Annotated in this window: 18 protein-coding genes; 7 read left to right on the top strand and 11 right to left on the bottom strand. The window is 57.7% G+C overall.

Annotated elements, in window-relative coordinates:
• Window positions 1-480: 480 nt before the first annotated feature.
• From E3W21_RS11685 to E3W21_RS11655, 7 genes are all read right to left on the bottom strand, one after another.
• Window positions 481-1197, bottom strand: a complete 717-nt coding sequence (locus E3W21_RS11685; protein WP_129438928.1) for an ABC transporter ATP-binding protein — start codon at window positions 1195-1197, stop codon at window positions 481-483.
• Window positions 1194-2069, bottom strand: coding sequence for an ATP-binding cassette domain-containing protein (locus E3W21_RS11680; protein ID WP_129438930.1), 876 nt, complete (start codon window positions 2067-2069; stop codon window positions 1194-1196). Before E3W21_RS11680 ends, E3W21_RS11685 begins: the two co-directional genes overlap by 4 nt.
• Entirely contained in the window at window positions 2066-3349 is a 1284-nt protein-coding gene (livM, locus tag E3W21_RS11675) for a high-affinity branched-chain amino acid ABC transporter permease LivM (RefSeq protein WP_129438932.1), read from the bottom strand. Before livM ends, E3W21_RS11680 begins: the two co-directional genes overlap by 4 nt.
• A gap of 3 nt (window positions 3350-3352) precedes the next feature.
• The gene (locus E3W21_RS11670) at window positions 3353-4267 is read right to left on the bottom strand and encodes a branched-chain amino acid ABC transporter permease (RefSeq protein ID WP_054044085.1); all 915 of its coding nucleotides are present in this window, start codon (window positions 4265-4267) and stop codon (window positions 3353-3355) included.
• 170 nt (window positions 4268-4437) lie between these two features.
• Window positions 4438-5571 (bottom strand): branched-chain amino acid ABC transporter substrate-binding protein, encoded by a 1134-nt coding sequence (locus E3W21_RS11665; RefSeq protein WP_033055567.1) that lies wholly within the window; start codon window positions 5569-5571, stop codon window positions 4438-4440.
• A gap of 363 nt (window positions 5572-5934) precedes the next feature.
• The gene (locus E3W21_RS11660; protein ID WP_134419871.1) at window positions 5935-7218 is read right to left on the bottom strand and encodes an FAD-binding oxidoreductase; all 1284 of its coding nucleotides are present in this window, start codon (window positions 7216-7218) and stop codon (window positions 5935-5937) included.
• Window positions 7219-7376: 158 nt separating this feature from the next.
• Window positions 7377-8867, bottom strand: a complete 1491-nt coding sequence (locus E3W21_RS11655) for an aldehyde dehydrogenase family protein (RefSeq protein WP_134419869.1) — start codon at window positions 8865-8867, stop codon at window positions 7377-7379.
• A 174-nt stretch (window positions 8868-9041) separates the two neighbouring features.
• On the opposite strand from E3W21_RS11655, the gene E3W21_RS11650 reads away from it, so the two are divergent.
• Entirely contained in the window at window positions 9042-9953 is a 912-nt protein-coding gene (locus tag E3W21_RS11650; RefSeq protein WP_129438940.1) for a LysR family transcriptional regulator, read from the top strand.
• A 90-nt stretch (window positions 9954-10043) separates the two neighbouring features.
• On the opposite strand, the gene E3W21_RS11645 is transcribed toward E3W21_RS11650, so the two are convergent.
• The gene (locus E3W21_RS11645) at window positions 10044-10853 is read right to left on the bottom strand and encodes a helix-turn-helix transcriptional regulator (protein ID WP_134419867.1); all 810 of its coding nucleotides are present in this window, start codon (window positions 10851-10853) and stop codon (window positions 10044-10046) included.
• Between the two features lie 184 nt (window positions 10854-11037).
• Here E3W21_RS11645 and E3W21_RS11640 point away from each other — a divergent pair, with 184 nt between their 5' ends.
• The 4 genes from E3W21_RS11640 to nadE all read left to right on the top strand — a co-directional run bounded on the left by E3W21_RS11640 (window position 11038) and on the right by nadE (window position 15301).
• On the top strand, window positions 11038-12498 hold the full coding sequence (locus E3W21_RS11640; protein ID WP_134419865.1) for a sodium:alanine symporter family protein: 1461 nt from the start codon (window positions 11038-11040) through the stop codon (window positions 12496-12498).
• Window positions 12499-12628: 130 nt separating this feature from the next.
• A complete protein-coding gene (locus E3W21_RS11635; RefSeq protein WP_134419863.1) occupies window positions 12629-12886 on the top strand; it encodes a hypothetical protein in 258 nt (85 codons plus the stop codon).
• Window positions 12887-13233: 347 nt separating this feature from the next.
• The gene (gene pncB, locus E3W21_RS11630; RefSeq protein ID WP_123367628.1) at window positions 13234-14469 is read left to right on the top strand and encodes a nicotinate phosphoribosyltransferase; all 1236 of its coding nucleotides are present in this window, start codon (window positions 13234-13236) and stop codon (window positions 14467-14469) included.
• A gap of 4 nt (window positions 14470-14473) precedes the next feature.
• Window positions 14474-15301 carry an ammonia-dependent NAD(+) synthetase gene (nadE, locus tag E3W21_RS11625; protein ID WP_134419861.1) on the top strand — a complete coding sequence of 276 codons (828 nt, stop codon included), beginning with the start codon at window positions 14474-14476 and terminating at the stop codon, window positions 15299-15301.
• A gap of 193 nt (window positions 15302-15494) precedes the next feature.
• On the opposite strand, the gene azu is transcribed toward nadE, so the two are convergent.
• Window positions 15495-15941, bottom strand: a complete 447-nt coding sequence (gene azu / locus E3W21_RS11620) for an azurin (RefSeq protein WP_046054918.1) — start codon at window positions 15939-15941, stop codon at window positions 15495-15497.
• A gap of 343 nt (window positions 15942-16284) precedes the next feature.
• Here azu and E3W21_RS11615 point away from each other — a divergent pair, with 343 nt between their 5' ends.
• Together E3W21_RS11615 and E3W21_RS11610 are read left to right on the top strand one after the other, a co-directional pair.
• The gene (locus E3W21_RS11615; RefSeq protein ID WP_134419859.1) at window positions 16285-16872 is read left to right on the top strand and encodes a TIGR00730 family Rossman fold protein; all 588 of its coding nucleotides are present in this window, start codon (window positions 16285-16287) and stop codon (window positions 16870-16872) included.
• Window positions 16873-16940: 68 nt separating this feature from the next.
• Complete coding sequence (locus tag E3W21_RS11610; protein ID WP_018928487.1) at window positions 16941-17132, top strand: hypothetical protein; 192 nt, start codon at window positions 16941-16943, stop codon at window positions 17130-17132.
• Between the two features lie 226 nt (window positions 17133-17358).
• On the opposite strand, the gene E3W21_RS11605 is transcribed toward E3W21_RS11610, so the two are convergent.
• A complete protein-coding gene (locus E3W21_RS11605; protein ID WP_134419857.1) occupies window positions 17359-18249 on the bottom strand; it encodes a transglutaminase family protein in 891 nt (296 codons plus the stop codon).
• Window positions 18249-20735 carry a circularly permuted type 2 ATP-grasp protein gene (locus E3W21_RS11600; protein WP_134419855.1) on the bottom strand — a complete coding sequence of 829 codons (2487 nt, stop codon included), beginning with the start codon at window positions 20733-20735 and terminating at the stop codon, window positions 18249-18251. The genes E3W21_RS11605 and E3W21_RS11600 overlap by 1 nt, the downstream gene beginning before the upstream one ends.
• Window positions 20736-20754 lie beyond the last annotated feature (19 nt).

The raw sequence follows: 20754 nt of genomic DNA, 5'->3' as shown, positions 1-20754 counted from the left end.
TTTCCAGAGTTTAACCACAGACTTATCCACAGGCAGCTCCACTCCATTCCGCCCTGCTTTCGTCACCAACAAAAAGGTTGACAAAGCCCGCTCTCGGTCCCGCAAAAACGCCTGATCAAAAAACAACCACAACTCTGAAAGCCACGGTTTCAAAGGCTTTCAGCCAGCTACTCCCACGTTATTCACAGCCAGCTCCACAGCAAACGGGGACAAGTCAAAACCGTGACAAAACAACTATTTGCAGCGGCTTTATGTCGCGCTTTGAGAGCTTGGCAAATTTGTTTTCCACAATTTGCCGAAAGCACACCACCGTCCTTGTGGGAGCGGGCTTGCTCGCGAATGCGGTGGCACATTCAGCATCAAAGTGACTGGAACGCCGCCTTCGCGAGCAAGCCCGCTCCCACAGGGATTAGTGGTGTTTTGGAGGTGTAAAAAAGCCCCGGCGATTGCTCGTCGAGGCTTCGGGTACTTCAACAGAACTCAGTGCCCGCCGAGATAGGCGTTACGCACTTCCTCGTTAACCAGCAGCTCCTTGCCGGTGCCTGTGAGGCGGATCTCGCCGTTGACCATCACGTACGCCCGGTCCGACAGTTTGAGGGCGTGGTTGGCGTTCTGCTCGACCAAGAAGATCGTCATGCCGGTTTTCGCCAGTTCCCGCAGAGTCGCGAAGATCTGTTTCACCACAATCGGCGCCAGACCCAAGCTCGGCTCGTCAAGCAACAGCAGTTTCGGCCGGCTCATCAGCGCACGGGCGATGGCGAGCATTTGCTGCTCGCCGCCGGACATGGTCATGGCCCGCTGGGTGCGCCGCTCTTCGAGTCGCGGGAACAACTCGAACATGCGTTGCATGTCTTCCTTGGCGTACTTGTCACCGATAGGAATGGTGCCCATCAGCAGGTTTTCCTCGACAGTCATGTCGGGGAACACCCGCCGGCCTTCCGGCGATTGTGCGATGCCGTTGGACGCGATGTAGTGGGATGACTTGTGAGTGATATCCACACCCTGATAGATGATCTCCCCGTCCGCCGCACGCGGCTGACCGAAAATCGACATCAGCAGGGTCGATTTACCGGCGCCGTTGGAGCCGATCAGGCTGACCGTTTCACCTTCATTGATGTGCAGCGAGACTTTCTTCAGGGCCTGGATCGGCCCGTAGAACACATCCAATTCCTTCAGTTCGAGGATGGGTCGGCTCATAGCACCACTTCCTCTTCATCAGCGCCCAGGTAGGCCGCAATCACTTTCGGATCGTGTCGGATGGCGTCGGGGCCGCCCTCGGCGATGACGATGCCGTGGTCCAGTACCACGATGTGGTCGGAAATGCTCATTACCATGCCCATGTCGTGCTCGATCAGCACCACGGTCAGATCGTGCTCGTCGCGCAGCAGCCGGATCATCGCGCTCAGCGCTTCGGTTTCCTGAGGGTTGAGGCCGGCGGCCGGTTCGTCGAGGCAGATGATCTGCGGCCGGGTGCACATGGCCCGGGCGATTTCCAGACGGCGCTGCTGACCGTAAGACAGCTCACCGGCCAGACGGTTGGCGCAGTCCACCAGGTCCACCACTTCCAGCCAGTAGAACGCGTGGTCCAGCGCATCGCTTTCGGCTTTGCGATAACCCTTGGTGTTGAGGATGCCGGCCAGCATATTGCGGTTGACCCACATGTGTTGGGCCACCAGCAGGTTTTCCAGCACCGACATTTCCTTGAACAGGCGAATGTTCTGGAACGTCCGCGCCAGGCCGGCCCGGTTCACCAGGTGGGTGCCGCCGAACATTTTGTAGAACATCCGACTGGCAAACGCTTTCGGCGAAACGAAATCGGTGGGTTTGAATGATTCGCCCAGCAGCTTGATAACGTTGGTTTGCTCGCCGCGCACGTTGAGTTCGATCTTGCCGCCCGAGGCCTTGTAGAACCCGGTCAGGCAGTTGAACACGGTGGTCTTGCCGGCGCCGTTGGGGCCGATCAGGGCGAAGATCGAGTTGCGTTTGACCTTCAGGCTGACATCGTTCAACGCCTTGATGCCGCCGAAGTGCATCATCAGTTTCTCGACCGAGAGTACGACTTCGCTCATGGCGCTACTCCTTTACGCGGGGTCACACCGGTACGGCTGATCCGAATCAGGCCGCGCGGTCGCCAGATCATCATCAACACCATCAGGATGCCGAACAGCAGCACGCGATACTCCGCGAAACCCCGCAGCAGTTCCGGGGCGACGGTCAGCACGAAGGCCGCAATCACCACGCCGATGGTCGAGCCCATGCCGCCGAGTACCACGATGGCAAGAATCAATGCCGATTCGAAAAAGGTGAATGAGGTCGGGTTGACGAAGCCTTGGTAGGTGGCGAAGAACACGCCGGCCAGACCGGCCGTCGATGCACCGATGGTGAACGCCGAGAGTTTGACCAGTACGTGGTTCAGCCCCATGGAGCGGCAAGCGATTTCGTCTTCACGCAAGGCTTCCCAGGCACGACCGACCGGCATGCGGGTCAAGCGGTGCTTGATATGCAACACGGCCAATACCACCAGGAACAACACCGCGTAGATGAAGTAATACTTCACGTCCGGGTTGTAGGCGATGCCAAAGAACTCATGGAACGGCACCCCGCCCTCTTTCGCCCTTTTGCCGAACTCGATGCCGAAGAAGGTGGGCAACGGAGCGGCCATACCATTCGGGCCGCCGGTCAGGGACAACCAGTTATTGAGGATCAACCGGATGATTTCACCAAAGCCCAGGGTCACGATCGCCAGATAGTCACCGTGCAGGCGCAGCACCGGGAAACCGAGGATGCAACCGGCAAGGCCAGCGGTAATCGCCGCCAGCGGCAGCACCGTCCAGAAGCCCAGACCGAGGTATTGGTAACCGAGCGCCAGACCGTAGGCACCGATGGCGTAGAACGCCACGTAACCCAGGTCGAGCAGACCGGCCAGGCCGACCACAATGTTCAGCCCCAGACCCAGCAATACGTAGATCAACCCGAGGATGACCACGCCCAGCAGGTAGGAGTTGGAGAAGAACGGGAACACCACGGCAATGACGATCAACAGCGGGATGATCCAGCGCAACCGGGATTTATAATCAGGCGGCAGTACATGAACGCCGGAGCCGGTGCTTTCAAAGCCTTCGAGAATTCTCAGACCCTTCGGCGTTTGCAGGAACAGGCTCAAGGCAAAGCGGCCGGCCATGACGATAGCGACAATCCATGCCACGCGGGTCGGCTGCAGGTTGAAGCCATAGCCGTCGAGGACGATGCCGACAATCGGGCCGAACACAATCAGGGCGACAAGGCCGGCGAGAATCGCGTCAACCAGGCTTCTTTTGATATCAATGGTTTTTTTAGTGGTTGAAGACATCGCTTACACCTTCGACACAAGAGGACGGCCGAGCAGGCCTTGAGGCCGAAAGACCAGAACAAGAACGAGCAGCGAGAAGCTGAAAACGTCTTTGTAGTCCGAGTTCACCAGACCTGAGAACAGTGATTCGGAGATCCCCAGAATAATCCCGCCAAGCATGGCGCCAGGCAGCGAACCGATCCCGCCGAGTACCGCGGCAGTGAACGCTTTGATCCCGATGACGAAGCCTGCGTAGAAGTCGAACGTGCCATAGTTCATGGTGATCAGAACGCCGGCCAGGGCCGCCATCGCTGCACCGATGATGAACACATAGGAAATCACCCGGTCGGTGTTGATCCCCAGGATCGAGGCCATCTTGCGGTCTTGCTGGGTGGCGCGGCACATACGGCCGAGCTTGGTGTACTTGATGACATAGGTCAGCAGGCCCATACCGACGAACGCTGCGACCAGAATGAAGATCTTGGTGTAGGTGAGCTGGACGAAGCCGGTCCCGACTTCAACTCGCCATGCACCGGTCAGCAGTGTGGGCACGCCTTGTTGACGGGCGCCCTGGGCGATCTGTGCATAGTTTTGCAGGATCAGGGAAATACCGATGGCGCTGATCAACGGTGCCAGTCGTGTGGAGTTGCGCAACGGTTTGTAGGCGACGCGCTCGATGACCCAGCCATACACCGCCGTGACGATGATGGTGAAGACCAGTGTGCCGAGCATCAGCAGGGGGAAGGATTCAATACCGAAGTAAGCCAGCAGAGCCAGACTGATTGCCGCGAGGTAAGCGGAAATCATGTAAACCTCGCCGTGGGCGAAGTTGATCATGCCGATGATGCCATAGACCATTGTGTAGCCGATGGCGATCAGGCCATAGACCGACCCGAGGGTCAGGCCGTTGACCAGTTGCTGCAGGAAAATACCATCCATAACGCAATCTCACGCATTTGAGAGACTGCACAGAAACCGTGTACGACGGACCGGGGTTCAGCCGCCGGCGCAACACGGTTGTGTGCAGCTCTACGAGAAAAGACAGGTACTGCACGGACATGTTGATTGATGGCCCGGCGCACAAGGCGCCGAGCCATCAGCAGTTCATATCACTTCTGTTTTTCCAGTTGGTGGTATTTGCCGTCCTTGTCCCACTGGTAAACCACGTAGTCGGAGACTTTCAGGTCGCCCTTGGCGTCCCAGGTCTTCTCGCCCATCACGGTTTGGACCTTGTTGGCTTTCAGCCATTTGGCAGCGTCGTCGCCCTTGTTGGACTTGGCACCGTTGAATGCAGCGGCCAGGGTCTGGACCGAAGCGTAGGCGTACAGGGTGTAGCCTTCAGGCTCGGTGCCTTTTTTGCGGAACTCGTCCACTACCGTCTTGCTGTCTGGCAGCAGGCGTGGGTCGGCGCCGAAGGTCATGTACACGCCGTCAACGTTCTGCGGGCCACCGGCGGTGGTCACCAGCTCGTCGGTCACGATGCCGTCATCGGACATGAACTTGACGTCTTTGAGGCCCTGTTCACGCAGTTGGCGAACCAGTGGACCGGCTTCCGGGTGCAAGCCGCCGAAGTAGACCACGTCGGCACCGGCCGCACGGATCTTGGTCACCACGGCACTGAAGTCTTTCTCGCCGCGGGTCAGGCCTTCGTACAACACCGGCGTTACGCCGCGCTTGACCAGTTGAGCCTTGGTGGCGTCCGCCAGACCTTGGCCGTAGGTGTCTTTGTCGTGCAGAACCACGACTTTCTTGCCTTTGAGCACGTCGACGATGTAGTCGCCGGCCACAATGCCTTGCTGGTCGTCACGACCGCACATACGGAACATGGCAGCCAGGCCGCGCTCAGTAACTTGTGGGTTGGTGGAGCCTGGAGTGATCGCGATGATGCCCGCTTCGTCGTAGATCTCCGAAGCCGGGATCGTCGAAGAGGAGCAGAAGTGACCGACTACGCCAGCGACTTTCTGGTTGGTCAGGTCCTTGGCGACCGTCACAGCCTGTTTCGGTTCGCAGGCGTCATCGCCTTTGACCAGTACGATTTTTTCCCCGTTTACGCCACCCGCTGCGTTGACCGCATCGGCCGCAGCCTGTGCACCCTTCATGTACTGCTCGCCAAATGCCGCGTTGGCACCTGTCATTGGTCCCGCCACACCGATTTTCACATCAGCCTGTGCAAACGCAGAAACACCCAACGCAGTTGCAACTGCGAGGGCCAAAAAGCCTTTTTTGTAAAACGTCTGGGACATGAGGTGGTGCTCCAAGGTTTTTTTTAGTTGGCACTGCGACTTCCTGAATGCTCAGAGCAAGGGCCGTGCCATCGGTTTTTTATTCTGAAAAAAGTCGCTGCTTTATTGTTATTTCGACTGTTTCGATCCCATTTTCATTGGGCGTGCAACCGTCTAAACCGCGGAAGGTGAAACCATTTATGTTTAAAGGCGCAACCCGAGCGCGCCATCATTGCAACCGCGGCGTCAAACGACGTGCAACCAGCCTGTAACAACGTGCGTCACCGAAGTGCACACTGCTGGTGCGCAACTGCTACAACCCGCACCTTTTACAGGCTAGTCGCTGCGCGAAAAAGCGCCGCTTTCAGCAACAAATTTCAACAATCAAATAACGATCCGCAGGCACTGGCCTGCGTGATACAGCGAGAATCCGGCCTCGTACAGACAGCTGCGCAATCCCACGCCCGCCAATGGCTGCATAGGCGCAAAGGGAATCGGCAGCGCTTGAGGATTTCCGTTACACAGGTAATCGGCAAAGGCTTTGCCGACGACAGTGCCAGTAGTGACGCCCCGGCCGTTGTAACCAGTGACTGCCACTAAACCGGGCGCCGGCTCGAACAAACGCATCAAATGATCGGGGGTGAAGGCGATGCAACCGGTCCAGGTGCACTCCCATTCCACCGGTTTGAGGTAAGGAAAATAGTGCTGCTGAACCCGGTCGGCCCAAGCTTTAAGGAACCAGGTCGGCTTCTGATTGCCATTACCGAGACTGCCGAGCAGCAGACGACCATCCTTATCGCGACGAACACTGCTGAGGACCTGGCGGGTGTCCCAGGAACCCTGGCCACCCGGGAGAATTTGTTGCGCTGCCTCTTCGGTCAGCGGGACCGAGGCCACTTGATAGTAATAACCGGGGAAGAAATTGCGCCGCAATTCCGTCCAGTCACCTTCGGTGTAAGCATTCGAGGCAATCACGACTTGCTCGGCAAGCACCGAACCCTGAGCGGTTTGTACCGACCAGCGTTGGCCCTGACGTTCGAGCCGGGTCACCGGGGAATGATCGAACAACTGACCGCCGAGACCGATGGCCGCTTTGGCCAGCCCCGTCGTGTAGGCCATTGGATTGATCGTGCCGGCACGTCGATCAAGCAGCGCAGCGGCGATCTTTTTGGTACCCGTCGCTTGTTCGCAAGCTTGACCGGTCAGCAATTTCACCGGCGCGCCGCGACGCTTCCATTGTTCTTCACGACTGCGCAAGTCCGCTTCGCCACGGGCGTTGTGCGCCATGTGCAACGTGCCTTCACGGCGTAACTGGCAATCGATGTTGTACTTATCCACAAGGCTGAACACCAGGGACGGTGCCGCACCGAGCATGCGATTGAGCTGACTGCCGACCGCCTCGCCGAAACCGGCTTCGATCTCGTCCGGTGGAATCCACATCCCGGCATTGACCAGCCCGACGTTGCGCCCCGAACCGCCATGACCGGCGCGATGGGCCTCCAGTACACAGACGCTTTTGCCTTTTTCCAGCAGATGCACCGCCGCCGACAGACCGGTGAAACCGGCGCCGATGACGCAGACATCCACCGTCACCTCACCCTTGAGCGCCGCGTTATCAGGCCTTTGCGGCGTCAGTTTTTCCCACAGACACTCTTCGCGTAACGGCATTGCCAGACTCCAATCAGAAACCTAACCAACACACAGTTCCCAGTGTGGGAACGGGCTTGCTCGCGAAAGCGGTGTGTCAGACAACATCAATGTCGACTGACAGATCGCATTCGCGAGCAAGCCCGCTCCCACAGGGGGATCACTGTTCGACTCGAGGTTTAGTCGAACGTAATGCCCTGAGCCAACGGCAACTCCAGCGAATAGTTCACGGTGTTGGTCTGACGGCGCATGTAGCCGCGCCATGCATCGGAACCGGACTCACGACCACCGCCCGTTTCTTTCTCACCGCCAAACGCCCCGCCGATTTCCGCGCCGCTCGGGCCGATGTTGACGTTGGCGATGCCGCAGTCGCTGCCCACCGCCGACATGAACTGCTCGGCTTCACGCACGTCAGTGGTGAAGATGCACGAGGACAGGCCTTGTGGCACGGCGTTGTTCAGGCGTAGCGCTTCGTCGAAATCCTTGTAACCGACCACGTACAGAATCGGCGCGAAGGTTTCGCTGCAGACCACATCGCTCTGCTCCGGCATTTCGACGATGGCCGGGGAGACGTAATAAGCGTTAGGGAATTTGTCTTCCAGTTGGCGCTTGCCACCGAACACCCGGCCGCCTTCGCTCAAGGCCTGCTCTAGCGCATCCTGCATGTTTTCGAAGCTGTGCTTGTCGATCAGTGGACCAATCAGGTTGCCTTCCAGTGGGTTGCCGATACGCACTTTGGAGTACGCGGCCTTCAGGCGGGTGACGATTTCTTCTTTCACCGATTCATGGGCAATCAGGCGACGCAGCGTGGTGCAACGCTGACCGGCGGTGCCGACGGCGCTGAACAGGATGGCCCGTACGGCCATGTCCAGGTCGGCGCTTGGGCCGAGGATCATTGCGTTGTTGCCGCCCAGCTCCAGAATGCTACGAGCGAAACGTGCGGCGATTTTCGGTGCCACTTCGCGGCCCATGCGGGTACTGCCGGTGGCGCTGATCAGCGCGACACGCGGGTCATCGACCAGGGCTTCGCCGGCATCGCGACCGCCGATGATGACTTGGCTCAGGTGTGGCGGCGCGTCGCTGAAGTTCTTCAGTACACGGTCGAACAACGCCTGGCAGGCCAGGGCAGTCAGCGGGGTTTTCTCCGATGGCTTCCAGATCACCGGGTTGCCGCAGACCAGCGCCAGCGCAGTGTTCCAGGCCCAGACCGCGACCGGGAAGTTGAACGCACTGATGACGCCGACGACGCCCAGCGGGTGCCAGGTTTCGCGCATGTGGTGGCCAGGACGCTCGGAAGCGATGGTCAAACCGTACAGCTGACGGGACAGGCCGACGGCGAAATCACAGATGTCGATCATTTCCTGAACTTCACCCAGACCTTCCTGAGTGATCTTGCCGGCTTCCCAGGACACCAGCTCGCCGAGGTCGGCCTTGTATTCACGCAAGATATCGCCCAGTTGGCGGACCAGTTCGCCACGGCGCGGGGCCGGGACCTTGCGCCACAATTCGAACGCATGATCTGCACGACTGATGTGCTGCTCGACTTCAGCGGCGCCTTCCCAGTTCACGGCGGCGATCTGGCTGCCATCGATCGGCGAATGCACCGGCACTTTGCCGTTCTGGTACAGGGCCGGGTTCACACCAAGACGATCAAGCAATGCGGCAACCATGGGTCACTCCTCAAGCGAAAAACAGAAAACGTGCAGCCGGATTAATTCGGCTGGTGAGGCCTGTAGTTTTAGCGCTCCCGACGTTACCCAACAAACGACCTTTAAGAGAGATATCATTCCGTTTATTCATGCTGCGAATTGCTGGTAAGAAAGAAACAAGAAAAAGGACAACCAATGCTGAATAAACGCTACTTGCCGTCGATCACCGCGCTGCAGTGTTTTGAGGCCGTAACCCGGCATTTGAGCTTCACCCGGGCGGCTGAAGAGCTGAACCTGACCCAGAGCGCTGTCAGCAAACAGGTCGCGCAACTCGAAGAATTGCTGCAGCACCTGTTGTTCCGCCGGGTACGCCGACGCCTGCAAATGACCCCGGCCGGTGATTTGTATCTGGTGGAGGTACGAAAAATCCTCACGCAGGTCGAGATGTCGACCCACTACCTGCGCTCCTACGGCGGTGAAACCGAAGTCCTGCGCGTCTCGACGCCTCCGACCTTCGGCGCGCGCTGGCTAGTGCCACGCTTGAAAGGCTGGCGCCTGCGCCATCCCTCGATCCATCTGGACCTGTGCAGCGAACAGGAAGCCGACGATCTGCTGCAAGGTCGCAGCGACCTGGCGTTTTATTTCGGCCAGGGCTCACGACCCGGCACTGAATGCCTGAAGCTGTTCGGCGAAGAGCTGGTGCCGGTCTGCGCACCAGGCAGCCTGCCGAACACGCCGTTCACCGATCCTACGCAACTCACCGACCTGGTCCTGCTGCAAAACGCCTCCCGGCCCCAGGCCTGGCACGACTGGTTCGACAGTCAGGGCTACCACACCGAACACAGCTACCACGGCCCGCGTTTCGAAACCTTTTACATGTGCATCCGCGCAGCCCAGGTCGGCTGCGGTGTGGCGCTGTTGCCGCGGTTTCTGGTGGAAGAGGAATTGGCCGACGGCAAACTGGTCATACCCTGGCAGCACGCGATGCCCAGCACCGATGCCTATTACCTGGCGTATCCGGAGCATTCGGCGGAAGTGCCGAAGGTGCGGGATTTTGTGAAGTGGATGCTGGAACAGATCGATAACCCGGATGCGCCGCAGAGTTGAGACCTGACACAACACCTGTGGCGAGGGGGCTTGCCCCCGTTGGGTCGACCCTATGAGCCAACAACCCGGGTTGTCAGGCTCATAGTGGCGTCACGCAATACCAAAGAGGCCGTCGACGATTTTGGTCTGAGCGAGGCGTCCGCGCAGGTCCTCATCGATGGAGGGATCATCCATTCTGTACAGCCGCACCTTGCGATACGCATTGACTCGATTGATCTCTCGCCCCAAATACTCCCAAACCACCCGCGAACATGCCGGAGTGCGATGGTCGGCCGCTGAAACACCCATCTTCAAGCCATTGAGTCGAATAATCCGGCTTTTGTAGTTTGGAATAAGAATGGTCTGACTGATCTCGTTGGACGTCAGCGACTCATAGTCGAGCAGGAACAAGCGATCCTGTAGATAGTAGGCAACCCCAACGTATCGATACCGCTCAAATGTCCCCTCTGCCCCACCAATCTGTATCCGCTCATTTCGTTCATACACGAAATGTTGGCCCTCCTCCCTTATGTGCACCAATGAACACAGAATGCAACCTGGCTCTGTCATCGCGTAGTAGTACTCGTAGTAATAACCACAATAGGCCTTGAGCTGCGACGAAGACTGTCTGCGAAGGTGAGCAAGCATGCGCTGAGGCGCTGCCATCTCGTCCGAGGGTTTGATTTTCTTGGATTTAACGCCAATGAGCGTGATGAATTGCTCCCTCGGCAAATACATCTCGTACTCTTCAACCCCAAAAAAATCACAGATCCGTTTAAGATTAAACGGTGTCGGAAGACTATTCCCACTCAAGTACTTATTAAACTGCCCTCGATTAATACGAAGTCTCCTACAAACCTCCGCGATAGATCGGTAGTGGCTGCATAGCTGTCTTAAGTTATTCGGAAAAAATTCACGCATATCAGCTCATCACAATAGTGCTAGAAGGCTCAAACATAGCAGCAACTCGCATCATTTTTAAGCAAGTCGCGAAATTGCACTCAGCGATACGATAACCGGATATTACGAGCCTTGAGGTTTTCTCAAGACAGCCAACAAAAGCCGAACAATTCGCCACTACTCTAAAAACAGCAGGGAGCACTCAATGCTTGAAGTCATTAATGACTTTCTCTCCGGAAAAATCCTTATTCCATTGGTCCTCGGTTTGGGAGGCTACTTCACCATCCGATCAAGATTTGTCCAGTTCAGGTATTTTTTTCACATGCTATCGGTATTGCGCGGCAGTTGGCGCACAGGCAATCATCATCTGAGCTCATTACAGGCATTAACCCTCAGCCTCGCAGGTCGAGTCGGGACGGGCAACATCGTTGGTGTCGGCATCGCCGTGAGCATGGGTGGGCCAGGGGCCGTGTTCTGGATGTGGATGACCGCGCTCTTGGGCATGTCGAGCAGTTTTTTCGAATGCGCTCTTGGACAACTCTACAAACGTAGCGACGGCAACGGTCTTTATCGTGGTGGTCCATCCTGGTACATCCAGCATGGTCTGGGTAAACGATGGCTAGGAATAATTGCCGCCCTCTTGTTGTTGGTGACCTTCGGTTTTGCAATCAATGGCCTGGAGGCTCATGCCGTATCGCACTCGCTTAAGGATGCTTTCGACATTTCGACCACTTGGTCGGGGTTGGCATTGTCGGTGATGCTGGCTGTTGTATTTGTGGGTGGGATCAAACGAATAGCAGCTGTAGCCGACCTGCTGGTACCGCTTAAAGTTCTCGCCTACGTCGGGGTCACGCTCTATGTAATTGTCCTGCAATCGGAGCAGGTGCCCTCGATGTTAATGACTATCGTCAAGAGCGCGTTCGGCCTGGATCAAGCGTTCGGCGGACTACTCGGCACTGCAATAATCATGGGTGTGAGGCGCGGTGTATTTTCCAATGAAGCGGGCCTGGGCAGCGCCCCCAACGTTGCTTCGGTGGCCAAAGTCGAACATCCGATAAGCCAAGGCGTGGTGCAAGCACTGAGTGTTTTTATCGATACCTTCGTCATCTGCACCTGCACAGCATTGGTCATCCTGTTATCCGGTTTCTATACACCCGGTTTCGAAGGCGACGGCATTGCGCTTGCACAAAACTCGCTGGCAGCCATCGTTGGCGAGTGGGGTCGAATGTTTATTAGCGTGGCGCTGACATTATTTGTATTTACCGCAATGCTCTATAACTACTATTTGGGCGAAAACAGCTTGCGGTTCATGTTCGGTGAGCCCCGAAAAACCTTGCTCATCTACCGCGCACTGGTGTTGGCGCTGGTGTTCTGGGGCTCGATTGAAGACCTTTCCACCGTACTCGCATTTGCCGACATCACCATGACACTTCTTGCCTTCGTCAACCTTATAGCCATGGCCTTACTGTTTAACATTGGCATGCGCATCTTGAACGACTATGACGAGCAACGTCGCGCAGGAGTCAAGAATCCAGTGTTCGACTCCAGCAAGTTCAAGGATCTGGATCTCGATTTTAGGGCTTGGCCGGCGATAGAGAATGACCAGAACACGTTAAAGCATCCTGCCCACCTTTCACGTAACTGCACATATCCGCAATCGGCATAAATGAAAAAAACTCTGAGCCATTGCGAACCCGCAACGGCTCAGCAGCGAAACTTAGCAACAATTATTGGCTATCTACAAACAATAGATTTCACTATTCAAACACGATTAAAAACTCTTAAGGAGATTGTTAATGAATCGTTATCGCCCTCTTAAATCCAACACTTCCGAAGTTCCGGTGCTTTGTATAGATACACACATAACCCCAAATCACCTCTTTGAAAATGCCTGCTTCAGGATTCGAACCGCCACCAGTCTTTTAGAAACACTCACATCAGTAACCATAAAGCATACCGCTGACATTGATCTATACCGGCTAATACTTCCGGCTTATGTATTACTGCAGGATGGTGTCGACACACTGGAACAAATCACCTTGAAGGCGGAGTGAGATCATGGCTACCCCTGCAACTAATGAAATGCTTAAGGCTGCAATGAGAAAAGCAATTGAAACCGGCCTTATCCCTAGTTACTCGCACCTTGATGGGTATTTAAGAAGCTGGGAAAGCCTTGCGTTGGTCGTCCAAGCCGCGGTTGACGCTACCCCGATAGTTGAGCCCCCTCCGAATTGTTCAAACAAGTGCTGTCGCCTTCGACAGCCCATGAAATCCGCCAGAAATCGATGCTACTGCAAAAAAGGCTGGCAAACCGGGCCACTGATATGCGCCACTAGCCCCATTCATTGAAACAGCTGCAACGTCGCCGCCACGGGCCGTGGCCAGCCTGGAGAACCCCGTTATGAGCGAGAGCGTGTTTGGCGATCGCATCGTGCAGAACCTGCTCGACACCGACTTCTACAAACTGACGATGATGCAGGCGGTGCTGCACAACTACCCGAATGTGGAAGTCGAATGGGAGTTTCGTTGCCGTAACAGTGAAGATTTGCGCCCGTATCTGGCGGAAATCCGCTTCCAGATCGAGCGCCTTGCCGAGTTGAGCCTGAGCGCCGACCAGTTGAGTTTCATGGAGCGCATCAGCTTCATGAAGCCGGATTTCCTGCGCTTTCTCGGGTTGTTCCGCTTCAATCTGCGCTACGTCCACACCGGTATCGAAAACGGCGAGCTGTTCATCCGCCTGCGCGGGCCATGGCTGCATGTGATCCTGTTCGAAGTGCCGCTGCTGTCCATCGTCAGCGAGGTGCGTAACCGCTATCGCTACCGTGAGGTCGTGCTGGAGCAGGCGCGCGAGCAGCTCTACCGCAAGTTCGACTGGCTCACCGCCAACGCAAGCGCGGAGGAATTGTCCGAATTGCAGGTCGCCGATTTCGGCACTCGTCGTCGCTTCTCGTACCGCGTGCAGGAAGAAGTGGTGAACGTGCTCAAGCACGATTTCCCCGGTCGTTTTGTCGGCACCAGCAACGTGCACCTTTCACGGGAGCTGGACATGAAGCCGTTGGGCACCATGGCCCACGAATGGATCATGGCCCATCAGCAACTCGGCCCGCGGCTGATCGACAGTCAGATTGCCGCCCTCGATTGCTGGGTCCGCGAGTACCGCGGCCTGTTGGGGATCGCCCTCACCGACTGCATCACCACCGATGCCTTCCTCAATGATTTCGATCTGTACTTCGCCAAGCTGTTTGACGGCCTGCGCCATGATTCCGGTGATCCGGTGCTCTGGGCAGAAAAGGCCATTGCGCACTATCACAAGCTCGGCATCGACCCGATGAGCAAGACGCTGGTGTTCTCCGACAGCCTGACGCTGCCCAAGTCCCTGGAGATTTTTCGGGCGTTGCGCGGTCGGATCAATGTCAGCTTTGGCATCGGCACCAACCTGACGTGCGATATTCCGGGTGTTGAACCGATGAGCATCGTGCTTAAAATGGCCGCCTGCAACGGCCAGCCCGTGGCAAAGATTTCCGATGAGCCTGGCAAGACTCACTGTAAAGACCCGAATTTCGTCGCCTATTTGCGACACGTTTTCAAAGTACCTGCCGCCCTTTCCAGCACATCAAGCACATCTAGCAAGGAGTGAATTCATGCAAGCCGAACAGCGTGAGATTGCTGAACAGCTCAAGGTCCAGCCGCCGTTCGCCGACCAGGCCGCCCTCGAGGCTGAAGTCGCCCGGCGGATTACCTTCATCCAGGATTGCCTGGTCAATTCCGGGCTCAAGACCTTGGTTCTCGGCATCAGCGGCGGCGTCGATTCCCTGACCGCCGGCCTGTTGGCCCAGCGTGCCATGCGCGAACTGCGCACCCGCACAGGCGACAACAGCTACAAGTTCATCGCTGTGCGCCTGCCGTACGAAACCCAGTTCGACGAACACGACGCCCAGGCCTCGGTGGATTTCATCGCCCCGGACGAGCGCCACACCGTAAACATCGGCCCGGCGGTCAAAGCCCTGGCCATTGAAGTAGCGGCCTTTGAAGGCAAGCATGCAGTCTCGGTGGATTTCGTACTCGGCAACACCAAGGCGCGGATGCGCATGGTCGCCCAATACACCATCGCCGGCGCGGCCCACGGCCTGGTGATCGGCACTGACCACGCGGCGGAAGCGGTGATGGGTTTCTTCACCAAGTTCGGTGATGGCGCGTGCGACCTGGCGCCACTGAGCGGCCTGGTGAAAAACCAGGTCCGCAACATCGCCCGCAGCTTCGGCGCGCCGGAGTCGCTGGTGGAAAAAATCCCGACGGCCGACCTTGAAGACCTGTCGCCCGGCAAACCGGACGAAGCGTCCCACGGCGTGACCTATGCCGAGATCGACGCGTTCCTGCACGGCGAGCCGGTGCGTGAGGAAGCGCTCAAGATTATTTGTGACACGTATAAAAAGACCCATCACAAGCGAGTGATGCCGTTCGCGCCTTGACTCTGCCCCTGTAGAAACTTGTAGGAGCTGTCGAGTGAAACGAGGCTGCGATCTTTTGATTGTGATCTTAAAAGCAAGATCAAAAGATCGCAGCCTCGTTTCACTCGACAGCTCCTACAAGGATTCGGGCTGGCCCAAAAATGAGCAAAAAAAAGCGTCCCGAGCGGACGCTTTTTTTATGAGAACGATTCTATTACTTCAGGACAACAGTGCCTTTCATCATCGAGATGTGGCCAGGGAACGAGCAGAAGAAACCGTACTTCTCGGCAGCATCGAGCTTCGATACGTCGAAGGTCACCGAGTCGGTTTCCTTGGCGCCGATGATTTTGGTGTGGGCGATGATGCGCGCGTCACCTTCCGGCAGGTAGTTCTTTTCGATGCCTGCGGCCAGGCCCGCAGTGGCGATCGGCTGCATATCAGCCTCTTTACTCAGCACCCAGTTATGACCCATGACGTTTTTCGGCAGGTTGCCGGAGTGTTTCAGCTCCACGGTGAACGTCTTACAGCTCTTGTCGATGCTGATTTCCTTGGTATCGAAGGACATTTGATCAGTCGAATCGACAGTGACCTTGCATTCAGCAGCCATCAATTGGCTGCTGGCCAGTGTCAGCAGGGATACCGCAACAAGTTTGGCAAACATGGTGAATCTCCAAGGCAGGGTTAACAAAAGTGCGAATGGACAGAAGACTGCCTGAAAACTTCGCAAGTTCCTATGACCTGAATCAAAAATTGTATACAACTTTCGGGCTATGACACCTATCGAAACAATCTACCAGCCAGACGTCTGGGGCGGCCCTATCATCAGGTCGTCCTCACCCATCTGGAGCGTCAGTCATGTCCCTTAACAGCCTGTTGCGCAGCTTGCTCGCCGCCTACGCCTGTGGCGCCAGCGGAACCTGTGAAACACCTGAACGCGAAGTGTAGACCTTGGAACGCTGCGTGCCTGCCTTTACTCTGTGGCCATCCTGACCATGGAGTAAGGCATGTCTTTAGCGTCCGTTTGTGTATTTTGCGGTGCCAGCACTGGCACCAACCCGGCTTATCGTGAAGCGGCTGTCGCCTTGGGGCGAGCATTGGCCGGGCGTAAGCTGACTCTGGTCTATGGCGGCGGTGCCGTCGGGCTGATGGGCATCGTCGCCGATGCTGCGCTGGCGGCCGGCGGTGAAGTGATCGGGATCATCCCGCAAAGCCTCAAAGACAAGGAAATCGGTCACAGCGGCCTGACTCGCCTGGAAGTGGTCGACGGCATGCATGCGCGCAAGGCGCGGATGGCCGAGCTCAGTGACGCCTTTATCGCCCTCCCCGGTGGCCTGGGCACACTGGAAGAACTGTTCGAAGTCTGGACCTGGGGCCAGCTCGGCTACCACGGCAAACCGCTGGGGCTGCTGGAAGTGAACGGCTTCTACAGCAAATTGACCTCTTTTCTCGATCATATCGTCGGCGAAGGCTTCGTTCGTGAACCGCACCGTGACATGCTGCAAGTGAGCGAATCGCCGCAGACCTTGCTCGATGCACTGGACGCCTGGCAACCCTCGGTACTGCCAAAATGGGCCGAGCAAAAACCCAACTAACGGCTGGGCATCGATACAGGGCAGAATACGCGCCGCTCAACCTCACCTTCGACCCCAGAGGATCGCCCATGGCTAAACCCAATTATTCCTTCGCCAAACGTCAGAGAGACTTGGCCAAGGAGCAGAAGAAAGAGGAAAAGCTTCAGCGCAAGAAAGCTACAGCTGAAGAAGAAGCCGCCGCACTGAACCCGGATGCAGAAGGTGAAGTGGCCGCAGAAGATGATGTTGAAGCACCGAAAGATCAGGCGCCCGACGCCTGAGACCCTCAGGGCCCGATGATCTGATCAGGCCCACCGGATCTGTGTCCAGGGTCAGCAGTCACTTTGCTGACCCTCACAGTCCCCTCTGAAATACCCCCATCTAGAAACTATTTACACATCTCCACTGTGGGAGCGGGCTTGCTCGCGAAAGCGGTGTGTCATTCAACATTAATATCGACTGACACACCGCTTTCGCGAGCAAGCCCGCTCCCACAGGGGATCTGCGTTAGTCCAGCGGCATTACGGTGACACGGACTTCGGGGTCATGGTTGCCGCCACCCAGAATCACCCCACGCAACGGTGAGACATCGGAGAAATCCCGGCCCCAGGCCAAGGTGATGTGTTCCAGCGCCGGCTGCACGTTGTTGGTCGGGTCGAAATCCACCCAACCGAGTACCGGGCAAAACACCGAGACCCAGGCATGAGACGCGTCCGCGCCGATCAATCGAGGCTGCCCGGGTGGTGGCTGGGTCAGCAGGTAGCCACTGATGTAGCGCGCCGCCAATCCACGGGAGCGTACGCAGGCGAGCATCAGATGCGCGAAGTCCTGACAAACACCGCGCCGGCGCTCCAGCACTTCCACCAGCGGTGTCGCCACTTGGGTCGCTTCAGCGTCGAAGGTGAATTCGCTGAAAATCTTCTCCATCAGCGCCTGAACACCCAACAGCAGCGGCCGACCCGCTGGGAAACAGCTTTCGGAAAACTCGACGAAGTTGCGCTTCAAATGCACGTAGGGTGATTCGAACCGGTAACGACATGCTTCCAGCAATTCGGGGGAAAGCGGCAGACTGCTGTAGGTCAGCGCATTGCGGGTTTCTTCCCACGCGGGGGATTGATTGAAATCCAGCGCAGGCCGGGCCAGCACTTCGACGGTGAGCCGGGCGTTGACCAGCAATTCATCGTGCGGCCGCTCGAACGCCAACCGGGTCAGCGGATTGCCGAACACATCCAGTTCATCGCGGCGCGTAGTCGGGTCGGGACTGATCTGCAGTTGCTGCTCGGTGCAGCGCTGCCAGGCACACGCCCGCGGCCATAGGTGCGCGAGCTGCTGAGCCAGAGAGACCGGGCTGTCGTAGTGGTAATGGGTGTCGTGGAGAATCTGGTAATGGGCGCTCATCAGACGGACACCGTGCGCTGGCTGACGTCATCGACGTGGGCGAAATGGCGCAAGGCCAGACGATCCGACACTTGCCCACTGGCGTCGGCGATTTCTTGCAACAGGTCGGCTAGCCCCTCAATGGCTGCCCGAACGCTGGCTTCGCCGAACAGCGAGTTCTCCAGGCATCCCAGATCGAACTGTGCCAAGCGTTCCACCAACTGCGGCAAGCCCGCTTCGCGAGGCACACCGAAGTCGTCATTCAAGCGTTTCAAGGTTCGAGTCACCAGTTTCAACTGAAACAGCACGGCGTGGGGGTTCTGCTCGTCGAGCAGCAACAGGTCAAGCACCGGGATCAGTTGCGCCACCGCCAGATACCGCGAACGGTAAGTGATGCTGCTGTTGCCCAGCTCCAGCAGCCACTCCAGTCCGGCCTGATCGAATGCACCGGCACCGCGCAGAAACGCCGCCAGGCTGGCGCTGAGAAACTGCAGACGTTCGATCCGGCGGCCGATCATCAGGAAGCGCCAGCCTTCGTCCCGGGTCATGTCGTCGAGGGCGAAACCGGATAACGCCGCCAGGGACATCACCAAACGGTTGAGGAAATCCAGCAATTCGCCGAAATCCGGCTCTTCGGCTTCCAGCTCCATGGCTTCGCGCTGCAGCTCCACCAGCGCTTGCCAGTTTTCCCGCGAGAGCTTGCCGCGCACTTGCGAGGCCGCCCACTGCAAACGTTGCAGGTTGGAGCGCAGACTGAACGACCAGTCATCGCCGAGCAATGCCGCCAGCAAACGCTCCGGCAACTCGCCTTCATCGGGCAACAACATCAATCGTTCGCCCAGATCGACCGCCGCCTCCAGGGCTTGCGGGTCATCGCCATCGACATACCGAGCCAGCATGATTCGCAGCAGCCGCGCGCTGTCATCACAGCGCTCGCAGTAACGCCCGAACCAGAACAGGTTTTCCACCACCCGCGACGGCAGGTACGGATCACGTCTTACCAGGTCGTGCACACCGATCGTACGCTGGGTTTTCCATTGCTCACCACTCGGCGGGCGATCGCCCAACACCCAGGTGTCTTTGCTCGCGCCACCGCGCTGCATCGACACCACTTCGGCGTCAGCCTCGGCGGCAACCCGGGTAAGGCCGCCGGGCAGAACCCGATAACCCTCACGGCTGGCCACGGCGTACACACGCATGCCGATGGCCCGGGGTTGCAGATGACCCTCTTCAGCCTGCCAGATCGGGGCTTGAGAAAGCTGAGCCAATTCTTGCGCCACATAGGCGTAAGGCCTGGCCTGCATGCGCTCAGCCAGTTCCTGACGCTGTTTTTCACTCAAATCGCGCCCAAATACTGGCGTGAAGCTCTGTGACGGGAAAGCCGGTTTGATCAACAACTCCGGCAATTTTTCCAGGGCCTGAGCCAGCACCGGTGCTTCACCGCACCACCAGGTCGCGATGGAGGGCAGAATCAGTTCTTCGCCGAACAGGAATTGATTGATCTTCGGCAGGAAACCCAACAATCCCGGCGACTCCAGCACGCCGCTGCCGAGGGCATTGGCCACCAGCACTCGCCCTTGGCGCACCGCTTCCAGCAATCCCGGCACGCCAAGGGCCGAGTCGGTGCGCAGCTCAAGCGGATCGCAGAAGTCATCGTCGAGCCGCCGCATGATCGCGTGGACCCGGCGCAGTCCGCTCAAGGTTTTCAGGTAGACCGTGGCATCCCGGACGGTCAGGTCGCCGCCCTCTACCAGTGGATAACCGAGCTGACGCGCCAGATACAGATGTTCGAAATAGCTTTCGTTGAAACGTCCCGGTGTCAGCAGCACGATCAGCGGCGCTTCGTCATCACTCGGCGCCTGTCGGGCCAGGGTTTCCTGAAGCGTGCGGAAGAATCCGGCCAGGTGCTGCACTTTCAAATCGCGGTACAACTCGGGAAAGGCCCGGGACACGATGGTGCGGTTTTCCAGCGCATAACCGGCACCGGATGGTGCTTGCGTCCGGTCCGCCGTGACCCACCAGCGACCGTCGGGTGTACGCGCCAGATCCACGGCGTACAGGTGCAGAAAAGCCCCGTCGGGCGGCGTGATACCCTGACAGGGCCAGAGGAAGTTGTTGTGGCCGAAGACCAGCTCAGCAGGCAGCAAGCCCTCGGCGATCAAGCGTTGCGGGCCGTACAAATCTGCGAGCACAGCATTGAGCAAGCGTGCCCGTTGGGCGATACCGGCCGATAACTGCTGCCATTCATCAGCAGCAATCACATGCGGTAGCAGATCGAGTTCCCACGGCCGATCGGCACCCTTGGGGTCAGCGTAGACGTTGTAAGTCACGCCGTTTTCCTGGATCTGCCGGGTCAGCAGCGCCTGACGCTGCACCAATTGCGTTGGTGTGCTGCGTTGCAGTTGGTCGAACAACCGACGCCAGTGCGGGCGCACCGCGCCGCTGTCGTCGAGCAGTTCGTGATAAGTGCCCGCCGTCAGCGGGTAGCGGTCAAGCAGGTCAGGCATGGAAAGCTCGGCAGACAGC

The organism is Pseudomonas sp. F01002, from assembly GCF_004402115.1.
Taxonomy (GTDB): Bacteria; Pseudomonadota; Gammaproteobacteria; order Pseudomonadales; family Pseudomonadaceae; genus Aquipseudomonas; species Aquipseudomonas frigoris.
This window is presented reverse-complemented; position numbering and strand designations above follow the sequence as displayed.